Source organism: Enterococcus sp. DIV0712 (genome assembly GCF_050554855.1).
Lineage (GTDB): Bacteria > Bacillota > Bacilli > Lactobacillales > Enterococcaceae > Enterococcus > Enterococcus faecalis.
In genome coordinates this window covers 807,579-822,500 of sequence record NZ_CP187333.1, presented here as the reverse complement: position 1 = coordinate 822,500, position 14,922 = coordinate 807,579, and the positions used below count along the sequence as shown (strand labels likewise).

Annotated in this window: 9 protein-coding genes, 1 tRNA gene and 2 rRNA genes (1 of these 12 cut by a window edge); 1 reads left to right on the top strand and 11 read right to left on the bottom strand. The window is 39.2% G+C overall.

The genetic code is table 11. The features are described from left to right. The 11 genes from IGL42_RS03945 to dnaE form a co-directional block, all read right to left on the bottom strand. A 23S ribosomal RNA gene (locus tag IGL42_RS03945) occupies positions 1-602 on the bottom strand (it extends 2,311 nt beyond the left edge of the window). Positions 603-778: 176 nt separating this feature from the next. Beyond that, positions 779-851 (bottom strand) — tRNA-Ala (locus tag IGL42_RS03940). Positions 852-930: 79 nt separating this feature from the next. Next, positions 931-2,491 (bottom strand): 16S ribosomal RNA (locus IGL42_RS03935). Together the 16S and 23S rRNA genes with 1 tRNA gene alongside form the textbook arrangement of a ribosomal RNA operon. A 643-nt stretch (positions 2,492-3,134) precedes the next feature. Then, complete coding sequence (locus IGL42_RS03930; protein ID WP_002363430.1) at positions 3,135-4,643, bottom strand: HAMP domain-containing sensor histidine kinase; 1,509 nt, start codon at positions 4,641-4,643, stop codon at positions 3,135-3,137. A 10-nt stretch (positions 4,644-4,653) separates the two neighbouring features. Further along, on the bottom strand, positions 4,654-5,340 hold the full coding sequence (locus IGL42_RS03925) for a response regulator transcription factor (protein WP_002355954.1): 687 nt from the start codon (positions 5,338-5,340) through the stop codon (positions 4,654-4,656). A gap of 157 nt (positions 5,341-5,497) precedes the next feature. After that, positions 5,498-6,919, bottom strand: coding sequence for an NADP-dependent phosphogluconate dehydrogenase (gene gndA / locus IGL42_RS03920; RefSeq protein WP_002355953.1), 1,422 nt, complete (start codon positions 6,917-6,919; stop codon positions 5,498-5,500). Between the two features lie 204 nt (positions 6,920-7,123). Beyond that, on the bottom strand, positions 7,124-7,303 hold the full coding sequence (gene rpmF / locus IGL42_RS03915) for a 50S ribosomal protein L32 (RefSeq protein WP_002355952.1): 180 nt from the start codon (positions 7,301-7,303) through the stop codon (positions 7,124-7,126). Positions 7,304-7,359: 56 nt separating this feature from the next. Continuing rightward, positions 7,360-7,929, bottom strand: coding sequence for a YceD family protein (locus IGL42_RS03910; RefSeq protein ID WP_002363429.1), 570 nt, complete (start codon positions 7,927-7,929; stop codon positions 7,360-7,362). Positions 7,930-8,301: 372 nt separating this feature from the next. Then, positions 8,302-10,059, bottom strand: coding sequence for a pyruvate kinase (gene pyk, locus IGL42_RS03905; RefSeq protein ID WP_002355949.1), 1,758 nt, complete (start codon positions 10,057-10,059; stop codon positions 8,302-8,304). Between the two features lie 64 nt (positions 10,060-10,123). Beyond that, positions 10,124-11,086 (bottom strand): 6-phosphofructokinase, encoded by a 963-nt coding sequence (pfkA, locus tag IGL42_RS03900; protein WP_002355947.1) that lies wholly within the window; start codon positions 11,084-11,086, stop codon positions 10,124-10,126. 172 nt (positions 11,087-11,258) lie between these two features. Further along, positions 11,259-14,588, bottom strand: a complete 3,330-nt coding sequence (dnaE, locus tag IGL42_RS03895) for a DNA polymerase III subunit alpha (RefSeq protein ID WP_010710693.1) — start codon at positions 14,586-14,588, stop codon at positions 11,259-11,261. Between the two features lie 117 nt (positions 14,589-14,705). Between dnaE and IGL42_RS03890 the strand changes: the two genes are divergently transcribed. Further along, entirely contained in the window at positions 14,706-14,891 is a 186-nt protein-coding gene (locus IGL42_RS03890; protein ID WP_002355945.1) for a YjzD family protein, read from the top strand. Positions 14,892-14,922 lie beyond the last annotated feature (31 nt).

Genomic DNA, 14,922 nt, shown 5'->3' with positions numbered 1-14,922 from the left:
AGGCACGCCATCACTCATTAACGAGCTTTGACTTGTTGTAGGCACACGGTTTCAGGATCTATTTCACTCCCCTTCCGGGGTGCTTTTCACCTTTCCCTCACGGTACTGGTTCACTATCGGTCACTAGGGAGTATTTAGCCTTGCGGGATGGTCCCCGCGGATTCCGACGGAATTTCTCGTGTTCCGCCGTACTCAGGATCCTCCTAGGTGTTGCTAGCATTTCGTCTACGGGGCTTTCACCCTCTTTAGCGGAATTTTCCAAATCCTTCAACTATACTAACAGACTACCATATTGGAGTCCTACAACCCCAACAAGCAAGCTTGTTGGTTTGGGCTCTTCCCGTTTCGCTCGCCGCTACTCAGGGAATCGAATTTTCTTTCTCTTCCTGCAGGTACTAAGATGTTTCAGTTCTCTGCGTCTACCTCTAATCAGCTATGTATTCACTGAAAAGTAATATCCTATAAAAGATATTGGGTTCCCCCATTCGGAAATCTCTGGATCATAGCTTACTTACAGCTCCCCAAAGCATATCGGTGTTAGTCCCGTCCTTCATCGGCTCCTAGTGCCAAGGCATCCACCGTGCGCCCTTATTCACTTAACCTTATCAACCTTACGGTTGGGTCTTGATCACTTCTTCTAGCGATAGAAGGTTAATCAATAAATAAGCAATTGAACTTATTAAAAAACTCATTCAACGCGGTGTTCTCGGTTTGTTTTGATTCTTTTTACTTCAATATCCAGTTTTCAATGAACGAATCTGATAGCAAAAGCTATCAATGGAGCCTAGCGGGATCGAACCGCTGACCTCCTGCGTGCAAAGCAGGCGCTCTCCCAGCTGAGCTAAGGCCCCGAACTTATTTGATTGAGAGTAGACCTCTCAAAACTGAACAAAGTAAAGACGAAATGTGTATTTCCGTAATATTCCTTAGAAAGGAGGTGATCCAGCCGCACCTTCCGATACGGCTACCTTGTTACGACTTCACCCCAATCATCTATCCCACCTTAGGCGGCTGGCTCCAAAAAGGTTACCTCACCGACTTCGGGTGTTACAAACTCTCGTGGTGTGACGGGCGGTGTGTACAAGGCCCGGGAACGTATTCACCGCGGCGTGCTGATCCGCGATTACTAGCGATTCCGGCTTCATGCAGGCGAGTTGCAGCCTGCAATCCGAACTGAGAGAAGCTTTAAGAGATTTGCATGACCTCGCGGTCTAGCGACTCGTTGTACTTCCCATTGTAGCACGTGTGTAGCCCAGGTCATAAGGGGCATGATGATTTGACGTCATCCCCACCTTCCTCCGGTTTGTCACCGGCAGTCTCGCTAGAGTGCCCAACTAAATGATGGCAACTAACAATAAGGGTTGCGCTCGTTGCGGGACTTAACCCAACATCTCACGACACGAGCTGACGACAACCATGCACCACCTGTCACTTTGTCCCCGAAGGGAAAGCTCTATCTCTAGAGTGGTCAAAGGATGTCAAGACCTGGTAAGGTTCTTCGCGTTGCTTCGAATTAAACCACATGCTCCACCGCTTGTGCGGGCCCCCGTCAATTCCTTTGAGTTTCAACCTTGCGGTCGTACTCCCCAGGCGGAGTGCTTAATGCGTTTGCTGCAGCACTGAAGGGCGGAAACCCTCCAACACTTAGCACTCATCGTTTACGGCGTGGACTACCAGGGTATCTAATCCTGTTTGCTCCCCACGCTTTCGAGCCTCAGCGTCAGTTACAGACCAGAGAGCCGCCTTCGCCACTGGTGTTCCTCCATATATCTACGCATTTCACCGCTACACATGGAATTCCACTCTCCTCTTCTGCACTCAAGTCTCCCAGTTTCCAATGACCCTCCCCGGTTGAGCCGGGGGCTTTCACATCAGACTTAAGAAACCGCCTGCGCTCGCTTTACGCCCAATAAATCCGGACAACGCTTGCCACCTACGTATTACCGCGGCTGCTGGCACGTAGTTAGCCGTGGCTTTCTGGTTAGATACCGTCAGGGGACGTTCAGTTACTAACGTCCTTGTTCTTCTCTAACAACAGAGTTTTACGATCCGAAAACCTTCTTCACTCACGCGGCGTTGCTCGGTCAGACTTTCGTCCATTGCCGAAGATTCCCTACTGCTGCCTCCCGTAGGAGTCTGGGCCGTGTCTCAGTCCCAGTGTGGCCGATCACCCTCTCAGGTCGGCTATGCATCGTGGCCTTGGTGAGCCGTTACCTCACCAACTAGCTAATGCACCGCGGGTCCATCCATCAGCGACACCCGAAAGCGCCTTTCACTCTTATGCCATGCGGCATAAACTGTTATGCGGTATTAGCACCTGTTTCCAAGTGTTATCCCCCTCTGATGGGTAGGTTACCCACGTGTTACTCACCCGTCCGCCACTCCTCTTTCCAATTGAGTGCAAGCACTCGGGAGGAAAGAAGCGTTCGACTTGCATGTATTAGGCACGCCGCCAGCGTTCGTCCTGAGCCAGGATCAAACTCTCATAATAAAAGTTAGAACAATCTTGCGATTGTTAAGCTCAATTTGTTTGCTAGCATATTGCTTGCTTGTTAAAAATGTTTGTTGTCTTGAATTGAATCAAGACGCCCTACACATTTGGTTCGTCTATTCTTTGTTCAGTTTTCAAAGGTCTACGTTACCTCGCAGCAACTTTTATATCATAACAAACTTTCGTTTGAATGTCAAGAACTTTTTTTAAAAAGTTTTTTAAGTTGTTTTGCTCGGTCGTTGCCGTCTGTTGTGACAACTTCTATATCTTATCATTATCTCAGTTGTTTGTCAACAACTTTTTAAAACTTTTTTGTTATTTTATAACAAGTTTTTTTGATCAAACGATTGATTTAAAAGCAATCTCTTTAACGACTTTGTTATTCTAACATGTTATTTATCTTTTCGTCAAGAAAAATTTTTAACTTTTTAAAACTTTTTTCTTAACGAACTGTTTGTCAGAACAGATATTAATATACCAAGGATTTTTCTAAAACGCAACTATTATTTTGCAGAAAAATAACATTTTTTTCAATTTCGAACGATGAATATTTTCTGCAAAGAAAACATTCGTTTCTTTATCTTATAATCCCTTTTCTCTTACTTAAATGTTCGTTAATCATTCGTAAAAAAAGCAACGTACTTTATTGTACGTTGCTCTCTTCTTTTATTCCAGCGATTGGAATAAAAATTCTAAAGATCGTTCCTTGATGCAATACGCTTTCTGCATCAATACGTCCTTTATAGTTTTCGACTAATTGTTTTGCAATCGATAGACCTAAGCCATTACCACCTTTATTTCTTGCACGGGCTTTATCTACTCGATAGAATCGATCAAATATTTTCTCCAAGTCTTCTTCAGTGATTCCTTCACCAAAATCTTGCACAGCTATTTCAAATTCATTCATCGTTCGAGAAATGGAAATATGCACTTCTTTTCGATCTGTTGAATATTTAATCGCATTATCTAATAGAATAATTAGCAATTGTTCAAAGTGATTACGATAGATTTTCAGTTCAACTTCGGTTGGTAAATCGTCATCTAACGTGATATGAAACTCAGGATAAACCAATTGGAAGTTATTAAATACTTGGTAGACTACTTGTTTAGCATCTGTTCGTTCATTTGCATATTGGGTGTCCACTTGTTCAGCGCGTGAAAGGTCAAGCATTTCTTGGACCAAACTCTTCATACGACTAATTTCTTGTAAACTGGCCTTTAATGATTCATCTAAAATTTCAGGATCGTCTTTCCCCCAACGATTTAAAAGGTTTAAATGGCCTTCCATAATCGCAACGGGCGTTCTTAATTCATGGGAAACATCTTCAACAAACTGCTCTTGTTGTTCGATATAGCGTCTCATACGATCTAACATTTCATTAAAGATTTCCGAGATATCTGCTAACTCATCTCTCGTATTAATCTCCGGCATGTGGACATCTGATTGCGGGTCTTTGCGGATTGTATCCATCGTGTCTCTCAATACTTTTAATGGTTTTAAGAAATAAGAAGAGAGGATAAAGCCTAAGACACTACTTACAATCAGAGAAATCACTTCTAAAACTACAAGTGTTAATAATAAATGATTACGAATTTCATAAAAAGAAGAAAGTTCATAAAATGCTTGAATATAGCCAATCTTTTCTCGTGTTTCTTTTGAAAAAATAGGTTCCACGGAATAAAAACCGGTTTTATCAAAAACAGTTCGAACAACAGGTAATTGTCGATCCAATTGTAATAACTTATCATATTCATTTTGTGTTTTAAAAACTAGCTTTTGGTTTGTGTCATACACAGATAAATAAAGTTCTGGTTGTCCTAGTTCAGATATGAAACTGTCCATTTCCATAAACGAACCTTCTACTGCTGTATGCTTATTATAGTAGTTTTCATCTCTTTCACTCGGCGTTTTTAAATAGTCAAAAACGTCTGTTACCGTTAAATTTTCATTGGCATTAGCTAATCGATTTGTTACTTCTGCAATCGTTGCTTCGACATTTTCCTTTTCTTTGGCAACAATAAGACTGACAGAAGACTTATAGGTAATCACCGCAAAAATGGTAAAAACTACAAATATAAAGAAAGAACTTGCGAAAGCCCACTTTATAGTTAAAGATGGGCCTTCCAGTTCTTTTTTAATCGTTCTTTTCATTAATTAGTTCTCACGAACGCATAACGTAGCCAGTTCCACGGACAGTTTGGATGTAGCTTTCTTCTCCAGGTACGTCAATTTTATTTCGTAAGTAGCGGATATACACATCCACAACGTTTGTTTCTACTTCTGTTTCATAGCCCCAAACTTTATTTAGTAAAACATCACGTGCCAAGACAACATTCACGTTTTCCATTAGCGTTAATAGTAATTCGTATTCGCGTTTTGTTAATTCAATCATTTCAGAATTACGACGAACGACACGATTTTCTTTTTCAATTGTTAAGTCACGATATGTAATCGTTGTTTGTTTTGCAACGTTTTTATCGCCCTCAATATCAATACGACGAAGTAACGCACGTAAACGAGCTAACAATTCTTCAATTGCAAATGGTTTAACAATATAATCATCCGCTCCATGGTCTAAGCCAGAAACACGGTCAATTACTGAATCACGCGCAGTCATCATAATAATTGGTGTATTTTTCACTTGGCGAACACGGCGACATACTTCTAATCCATTTAATTCTGGTAACATCAAATCAAGAAGGATAGCATCCCATTCGTTGTTAAGAGCGGCTTCCAATCCTGTACGACCATTGTAGTGTACTTCTGTCGTATACCCCTCATGTTTTAATTCAAGCTCAACGAATCTCGCTAAGTTCTTTTCATCTTCAATAATTAAAATGTTGCTCATTTGATTAATTGTCCTTTCTCTTTAAAAGCTATACTCAAGCTCAACCTTTTTATTCCTTACTACTTATTAGAGAATTACTACTCAATCTATCTGGTTCTTTTTTAAGCCACAGTAAAACCATGAGCATGGTGAGCCACACTCATGGTCTCCAGCGTGTTTATTCTTCGTTGTACCAGCTGTAATGGTAGATTCCTTCTTTGTCTGTGCGTTCGTACGTATGAGCACCGAAGTAATCACGTTGTGCTTGAATTAAATTCGCTGGTAAGCGATCTGAACGATAAGAATCGTAATAAGCAATTGCAGATGAGAATGTTGGTACAGGAACACCTGCTTGAACAGCAATCGCAACAACTTCACGAACGGCTTGTTGATATTTTTTCGTAATTTCTACAAAGTATTCATCTAACAACAAGTTTTCAAGTGCTGGATTTTTTTCATATGCATCGGTAATTTTTTGTAAGAATTGTGCACGGATAATACAACCTGCTCGCCAGATTTTTGCAATTTCACCAAATGGTAAATCCCATCCGTATTCTTCAGAAGCTGCACGGAGTTGTGCAAAACCTTGCGCATAACTCATTAATTTACTAAAGTATAATGCTTCGCGAATTTTTTCAATCAATTCTTTTTTATCGCCTGCAAAGTTAAAGGCTGCAGGTTTTGATAAAATGCCACTTGCTTTTACGCGTTCTTCTTTGTAAGCCGAAATAAAACGTGCAAATACTGATTCTGTAATTAATGGTAATGGTACACCAAGATCTAACGCACTTTGGCTTGTCCATTTACCTGTTCCTTTGTTGCCTGCTGCATCAAGAATAACATCAACGATTGGTTGGTCGGTTCCTTCATCATCTTTACGTGTCAAAATGTCAGCCGTGATCTCGATAAGGTAACTGTCTAATTCGCCTTCGTTCCATTCTTTGAAAATCTCTGCCATTTCATCAACAGATAAACCTAAGATTTGTTTCATTAAATCGTAGGATTCAGCAATTAATTGCATGTCCCCATATTCAATCCCATTATGAACCATTTTTACATAATGTCCAGCACCATTTGGGCCAATGTAAGTCACACATGGTTCACCGTCTTCTGCTTTAGCTGAAATTTTTTCAAGAATTGGCGCAACTAACTCATACGCTTCTTTTTGTCCGCCAGGCATGATAGATGGTCCTTTCAAGGCTCCTTCTTCTCCGCCAGAAACGCCAGTACCAATAAAGTTAATTCCTGAGTTTGCTAGTTCTTCATTACGTCGCATTGTGTCTTTGAAGAACGTATTACCGCCATCAATTAAGATGTCGCCTTTATCAAGGTGTGGTAACAATTCTTGGATTGTCGCATCTGTTGCAGGTCCAGCTTTAACCATCAACATAATTCGACGAGGTTTTTCAATTGCATTCACAAATTCCTCAATTGAGTATGTTGCTTGAAAGTTTTTGTCAGGATGTTCTTCAACCACTTCTGTTGTTTTTGATCCTGTACGGTTATACAGCGCAACTGTATAGCCTCTGCTTTCAATGTTTAAAGCAAGATTTTTCCCCATGACAGCCATGCCGACTACGCCAAATTGTTGTTTTGTCATTTTATGACCTCCTATATTATAATCAACGAAAATTCTATGAGCATTCTCTTATAATCCTCACTATTATAACGCACTATCTTTCATATGAAAACAATATAGTGCCAATAAATTTCCAATTTCTTCATATTTTCTTAAAAAAATACAAATCCCCTAGGCTCCATGGTTAGCCTAGGGGATTCAACATTTCAAAAAATGTTTTTATGCTTATGCTTCTTTAGACATTACGTCTTTTCCATCGTAGTGACCACATGCTGGACATACGTGATGGCTTTTTTTCATTTCACCACAGTTTGAGCATGCATTTAAGCCTTTGATTGTTAATTTGTAGTGTGTGCGACGTTTTGCTTTTTTCGCTTTAGAAGTTCTTCTAGCTGGTACTGCCATTGTTGTTCCACCTCCTTGTAAAGATGCGTGTATTTACATACACAATATATTCCAACCTAGCTGTTATCTTCCTCTTCAGCATTATCGCTGAGTAATTCTGATAGTTTAGCCAGACGAGGATCCACTGTTTGTTCTGCTGCTTTCTGCTTACTTTCCAAATATGCTTCTTCTGAAATCACTTCCCAGTCATTGCCACTTGGCATTTCTTGACTGTTTTGTTCTTCTTCTGTAAGCACTTGAATTGGAATGGACAATAGAATGTTGTCTTCGACAGATTCATCTAAATCAATTGTTGGCTTGTCCAATAAAATAATCTCTTCAGCTGCAAATCGTTCATCTCTTGTATCCATTTGTTCTTTTGTCATAAAAACTTCATCGACCGTGATTTGCATTGGCAAAGCCACAGGTTCTAAAGAACGGGATGAAGGAACGGTTACAGTTACCTGAATAGTGTAATGAAGTAAATATTCTGATTTATTGACTGCTAATAAGCCTTCTACTTTGATTGGACTTACATCCAACAAGGTATCATCTCGTTGAAGAAGCTCTTCTTTAAGATGCAATGTTTCTGAAAACACTAGCGGCTCTTCTTTGTATTTATTTAGTTCTAACAAAGACCACTTCATAATTATCACTCCTAAGCAACAAAAGCTATTATACAGGGGTATGAAAGCTTTGTCAATGAAATTTTCTTGACAGCCCTTTCTTATTTCCTGTTTTTCTTTCGTTTTTTTATAATTGTTTTTCTGTTGAAGATAACTTAGCGCTTATTTAATTAAATAACAAAATTTTTGTGTGAAATAACATAAATAATTTAAAACTAAGACATAATTTTACTATTTGCGCCCAACTCTTTATTTACTGAATACGTGTTTTCTGAACATTTCGTACTACTGTCTTCCTTGTAAAAAAAGCTGAGACAAACTGACGAATCGGTTTGTCCCAGCTTTGCGTCCGAGTACATATTGCTTAAAATCAAATGATTGAATTAATTAGACTTAGATAGCTGTTGTTGCTCCGCGGTAAACAATACCACGACGAGGATCAACAGTAATCACTTCGTCATTATTAATTAATGATGTTGCATCTGCAGCACCTACGATAACTGGAATATTTTGCGCAATCGCTACAACAGCTGCATGAGAAGTTAAACCACCTTCTTCAACAACTAATGCTGATGCTTTTTCAATTGCAGGCATGTATTCTTTATCTGTTGTTTTTGTAACTAAAATAGCTCCTTCAGTCGCTTTAGCAACTGCTTCTTCAGCAGTTCCTGCAACAACGGCTTTTGCAATAATTGCTTCTTCGCCGACACCTTGACCTTGAACTAATTTAGAACCGATCATTTGAATTTTCATTAAGTTTGTTGTGCCTTTTTCGCCAACTGGAACACCAGCAGTGATAATGATTAAATCACCTTCTGAAGCATAACCTTCTTCTTGTGATACTTTTGAAGCTAAATTAAACATTTCATCTGTGCTTGATGGTTTGTCAGCAACTGTTGCGTAAACACCCCATGATAATGATAAGCTACGTGCTTTTTGTTCTGAGAACGTAATTGCAACGATATGTGCTTTTGGACGGTATTTAGAGATCATACGTGCTGTATGGCCTGATTCTGTTGCCGCAACGATTGTTTGGATACCCAAGTTACGTGCTGTATGGCCAACAGATTGTCCGATTGCTTCAGTCATATCTGTTTTGCTATATAATTTCAATGCGAATGAATCTTGGTTAACTAATGTTTCTTCTGTACGAACTGCAATACGAGCCATTGTTTGAACAGCTTCTAATGGGTAATCCCCTGCTGCAGTTTCGCCTGATAACATTACTGCATCTGTTCCATCGTAGATTGCGTTTGCTACGTCATTTGCTTCCGCACGTGTTGGACGTGGGTTACGTTGCATTGAATCTAACATTTGTGTTGCAGTGATAACTGGTTTACCTAAAGCATTACATTTTTTAATTAAAGCTTTTTGGACAACTGGAACATCTTCTGTTGGAATTTCAACACCCATGTCACCACGAGCAACCATTAAACCATCAGAAACTTTTAAGATTTCATCGATATTATCGATACCTTCTTGGTTTTCGATTTTAGGAATGATTTGGATGTGTGTTGCGTTTTCTTCTTCTAAAATTTTAGTGATTTCTAAAACGTCAGAAGCACGACGAACGAAGCTAGCTGCGATAAAGTCAATTCCTTGACCAATTCCGAAACGGATATCGTTAGCATCTTTTTCAGTGATCCCTGGTAAGTTTACAGAAACGCCTGGTACGTTAACGCCTTTTTTGTTTTTCAAGACGCCTTCGTTTTTAACAACTGTTACGATTTCGTTTGCATCACGGTCGATATCAGTTACTTCTAAATCGATTAAACCATCATCTAAAAGAATGTGTGAACCTACGTTTACATCATTGATTAATTCTGGATAAGTGATTGAGAATTTTTCATTTGTTCCTAAAACTTCTGTCATAGAAATACGTACTGAGTCACCAATTTTCATTGTGATTGCGCCATTTTCCATGTCATTTGTGCGGATTTCAGGACCTTTTGTATCTAGTAAGATCGCTACGCGTTTCCCTGTAATTTTTACAGCTTCACGAATGTTTTTAATACGAGCACCATGCTCTTCGTAGTCACCATGTGAAAAGTTCAAACGGCAAACATTCATACCTGCATTAATTAAGTTTACTAGCATATCAACGGATTCACTAGCTGGTCCAATCGTACATACGATTTTCGTTTTTTTCATTACTAAAACGCTCCTATTCCAAATTTGTTTATACAAAGCTAATAAGATTAGCTAATATACAAGATTAAAAAGAAATTTCATGATTTAACTCATAAAGAGATAAATCTGGTTTGTGTTTATTGTTTTCTAACGTGTCAATAATATCAGCTGCAACTACTTGGTTATCTAACATACCGATACATAAACCGCCTTTGCCTTCTTTTAGAAGTTCAACAGCATATGACCCAAATTTACTTGCTAATACACGGTCACGAGCACTTGGCGAGCCCCCACGAACCACGTGTCCTAAAATTGATACACGCGTATGGAAATCACCGTATTCAGAAAGTTTATCAGCAAATTCATTTCCGCCCATTACGCCTTCTGCTAAAATGATTAAGCAATGTTTTTTCCCGCGGTCGCGGCCTTCTTGAATACGTTTGGCAACGTTTTTCATATCAAAATCATGTTCAGGAATAATGATTTCATCTGCTCCGCCTGCCACGCCTGACCACAATGCGATATCACCAGCGTTACGTCCCATTACTTCGATAACGAATGTACGAACATGAGAAGTCGCTGTATCACGAATTCGGTCAATTGATTCCAAAACAGTGTTAATCGCTGTATCAAAACCGATTGTGAAATCTGTTCCAGGAATATCATTATCAATCGTTCCAGGAATTCCAACAGCGGGGAAACCACGTTTTGTCAAAGCCATTGCGCCATGATAAGAACCGTCTCCACCAATAACAACTAAGCCTTCAATACCGAATTTTTTCAATTGTTCGATTCCTTTTAATTGCCCTTCTTCAGTAGCAAATTCAGGATAACGAGCAGAGTACAAGAATGTTCCACCACGTTGAATCTTATCGCCAACGTCAGCAACATCTAAACGACGGATGTCGCCTGCGACTAAACCGGCAAATCCATAGTTAATACCGTAAACTTCGATTCCATCAAAAATACTTTTGCGTACGACTGCACGAATTGCAGCGTTCATTCCAGGGGCATCTCCCCCGCTGGTTAAAATACCAATGCGTTTCATTCGCTATTTCACCTCATATAATATACTTTCAACTGCCAAAAGAAACCTTTTCGCAAAAATTGATATACAAAAATATTACGTCATTCATTTTACCATTAAAGAACCAAAATGTCTTGAGTTAAGAAGAAAAAAATGAAAAAAGTTGAAAACAACTAGTATTTTTTACCGTAAATCATTTGAAAATGACGTTTTGCTCACCTAAAACGTAAGCTAATTGTTGCTGACTAGCGCTTGTATGAGCGACCCAATTTTCTTCATTTAATACTATTTTCTTTCCTGTTTTTTCAAAATAGACAATCACTGGAATGTGTCCAGCATGACGACTGAGTACCTCTTTCATTTTCTGAAAAACGTCCGTTTGTTCGACATCTTTTGTAATTCTGATAAAACACGTTTCGTCACTAATTGATGTTTCTACTTGTTGCGCTTTTTCTATTCGTTGAACCAATATTTGCAATTCTTGATTGTACGTACTGCGTTCCACTTTTCCTTCCACATAATAAACTTGCCCTTTCTCGACACTCTGTCTTAACTGGCGAAAAACAGTTGGGAACAACGTTAGTGAAATACTTCCTGTTGTATCATCCCCATCAACAAAGGCCATTTGTTCTCCCTTTTTGGTCCGAATCGTCCGAATGTTTTTGACATAAATCAATAATTTCGTGGGCTGATTTTCAACAAGTTCATGAACAAGTTGCGTTTGCTTGGCTAAGCGTGTTTTTTTGAACTCTTCTGTCGGATGTCCTGATAAATAGACACCTAAATATTGTTCTTCTTGTTCTAGTCGCTCTTCTAGCGGATAATCGGCAATTTCTTCTTCCTTTGGCTTCAATGTTTCTAACAAATCCATACTACCACCGCTGAGAAGAATACTTTGGATATTACTCTCTAAACCTACTGCTAATTGACGGCGATTAGGCGCAATTTCGTCAAATGCACCGATGGCAATCAATGGTTCGATATTTTCAACTTTCAACCACTTACGGTCAATTCGCAAAAGAAACTCATCGAACGTTTTGTACGGTCCGTTTTCTCGGCGTTCATTTAAAATATTTTGAATGAAGTCTCGGCGGATTCCTTTTAAAGAACTAAAACCAAATAAAATTTGCTGTTGCTGATTTAGGTAAAAGCTGTAGTGACTTTGGTTAATTGACGGCTGCAAAATCGTCTTCTTGTTTTTTCTAGCTTCGCCAATATATTCTTTAATTTTTGTTGGATTATGACGAACAGAATGCAACAATGAGACATAAAAAGCACTCGGATAATGAACCTTCAAGTAAGCCATTTGAAAACCAATAAAGGAATAGGCAAATGCATGCGAGCGGTTAAAGCCATAATTAGCAAAGCGCTCTATATAATCGTACACTTGGTTAGCTGTCTCTTGGGGATAGCCTTGTTGTAGCGCACCATTAACAAAATGATTTCGTTCTTCATCTAGCACATCTTTTTTCTTTTTACTAATGGCCCGACGTAAAATGTCAGCTTGCCCTAAAGAGAAGCCAGCCATTTTCGCAGCAACTTGCATAATCTGCTCTTGGTAAACAATAATTCCGTACGTATTTTCCAAAATGGGGGCGAGACTAGGCTCTGGATAACTAATTTGTTCCAAGCCTTTTTTCCGGCGGATGAAAACATCAATATTTTGCATCGGACCAGGACGATACAGGGCATTGACAGCAGCAATATCTTCAATGCTAGTTGGCCCTAATTTTCTTAATACATTCCGAATTCCAGCAGATTCAAACTGAAAAACACCACTTGTTTCCCCTTTTCTAAATAAAGCCAGCGTCGTTTCGTCATCTAATGGAATCTGATTCAAACGAATGGTTTGATTATAGACGCGTTTAACAGCTGTGAGGGTATCATCAATGATGGATAAATTTCTTAAGCCCAAGAAATCCATTTTCAGAAGACCAATTTTTTCAACATCATTCATAGTAAATTGGGTCAATAAAATTTCATTCGATCCTAGTTGTAACGGAACCAAATTCAAAAGATTTTCATCACTAATTACCACACCTGCTGCGTGCGTAGAAACATGGCGAGGCAATCCTTCTAGCTGAACAGCTGTTTTATAGAGCAATTGATTATTTGGTGAAAAATTGACCAATTCTTGCATCCGTTTTGACTCTTGGTATGCTTCTTCTAACGTAATTTTCAGCTTGTTGGGGACAGCTGCCGACCAACGATTCGCTTCACTCTGGGACAACCCGAAAACACGTGCAACGTCCCGTAAAACCATTTTCGCAGCCATCGTACCAAACGTGGCAATTTGCGCCATGTGATAATGACCATATTTTTGACTGACATAAGCTAAAACTTCCTCCCGCCGATTATCAGGAATATCTAAATCAATATCGGGCATCGTGTAGCGTTCTGGATTCAAAAAACGTTCAAAAAGCAAATCATATTTGATTGGATCTACATCTGTAATTGATAGCACATAGGACACTAAAGAGCCTGCAGCTGAACCTCGGCCAGCGCCTGTAACAATTTGATTGTTATGACAGAAGTCCATCACATCCCAAACGATTAAAAAGTAATCATCAAAACCCATATTGTGAATGATGGTTAACTCTTTTTCTAATCGTTTTTGGTAAACTTCATTTAGATGAGGCACTCTTTCTGGTAATTTTTCTAAACACAATGTGCGTAAATAAGAACCAGCCGTTTGATTATCAGGCACAGGAAAATGCGGTAATAATTTTTGATGTAAAGGAATGTCAACTCGGCAATTTTCAGCTAGCTGAATCGTATTCTGGACCACTTCTGCACCAGCTATTTGAAGCATTTGTTCCATCGTCGTCTCTGCTTCACGCAAGTAATTCAGACCTTCTATTTCCGGTGTTTGGCTTGTAATATTCAATTGATTATTTTCTTTGATGCTCTCAAGAACAGTAACGGCAAAGCCTTCTTCCCTTGTTAAATGACGTACCTCTTGCAAAGCCACGCCAGGTAATTGTTCTCTTTGGTAAAAAGAAAAGAGCGCTGGATTGCGTTGTTGATTCATTGAAAAAGAATGTTCAACAAATAACGACTGGGGATCAAAATATGAAGCAAGTTGTTGGAAAGCGTGAACCGCTTGTTGTTCATCTTCAAAAAATGTTTGGGCGACTTCTCCTTTGGCTGACAAAGTCACGGCAAATAAATCACTTAATAAGGATTGATGTTCCGCTAAGTAAAAGGGACCCTCTGTCGTCATTTTACTGCTAGATAGTTGCATTAATTGCTGATACCCTTTTAAATTTTTAGCAAATAAAAGCAACTCGGAATGCCCTTCTTTTTCTGCTGGGGTATATTCTAATCTTAAACCGATAATTGGTTGAATTCCCGCTTCTTGGCATGCTTCATAAAATTCAACCGCCCCATGCAAGACATTGATATCGGTAATCGCTAATGTTTGATAACCTAACGCTTTCGCTTGTTTTACATAGGAACGAATCCTAACCGTACTAGATAAAAGCGAATAGGAAGTAACGGTATGTAATTGTGGAAATGACATTGGACAGCTCCTTTTTGAATCCTTGCTATTTTTTGCCTCTTCTCTTATTTTCCTATCGCGGATTCTTTACTTTTAAAGAAAATATGCTAAACTAAGAGCTAGAAAAGAGGTGCTCATATGCGTTATCTTGTTGTATTTTTCTGGACCTTCGCATTAGGCCAAGTCGTTGGATATATCGGCGGTGCATTATCTGGTGGTTCATACGACTTTAAAATGACAACGATTCTATCGTTGGCAACAGCCGTTATTATTTTATTAATTGCACACTTTGCAGTACCGAAAGAAACCAAACCTGTTAAATAAGAAAAAACCAGTTACTAAAGTTATTGTAACT

Bases quoted from the DNA above. Each gene is read 5' to 3' on its own strand.
- IGL42_RS03930 (WP_002363430.1), bottom strand. From the start codon at position 4,643: ATGAAAAGAACGATTAAAAAAGAACTGGAAGGCCCATCTTTAACTATA.
- IGL42_RS03925 (WP_002355954.1), bottom strand. From the start codon at position 5,340: ATGAGCAACATTTTAATTATTGAAGATGAAAAGAACTTAGCGAGATTC.
- gndA (WP_002355953.1), bottom strand. From the start codon at position 6,919: ATGACAAAACAACAATTTGGCGTAGTCGGCATGGCTGTCATGGGGAAA.
- rpmF (WP_002355952.1), bottom strand. From the start codon at position 7,303: ATGGCAGTACCAGCTAGAAGAACTTCTAAAGCGAAAAAAGCAAAACGT.
- IGL42_RS03910 (WP_002363429.1), bottom strand. From the start codon at position 7,929: ATGAAGTGGTCTTTGTTAGAACTAAATAAATACAAAGAAGAGCCGCTA.
- pyk (WP_002355949.1), bottom strand. From the start codon at position 10,059: ATGAAAAAAACGAAAATCGTATGTACGATTGGACCAGCTAGTGAATCC.
- pfkA (WP_002355947.1), bottom strand. From the start codon at position 11,086: ATGAAACGCATTGGTATTTTAACCAGCGGGGGAGATGCCCCTGGAATG.
- dnaE (WP_010710693.1), bottom strand. From the start codon at position 14,588: ATGTCATTTCCACAATTACATACCGTTACTTCCTATTCGCTTTTATCT.
- IGL42_RS03890 (WP_002355945.1), top strand. From the start codon at position 14,706: ATGCGTTATCTTGTTGTATTTTTCTGGACCTTCGCATTAGGCCAAGTC.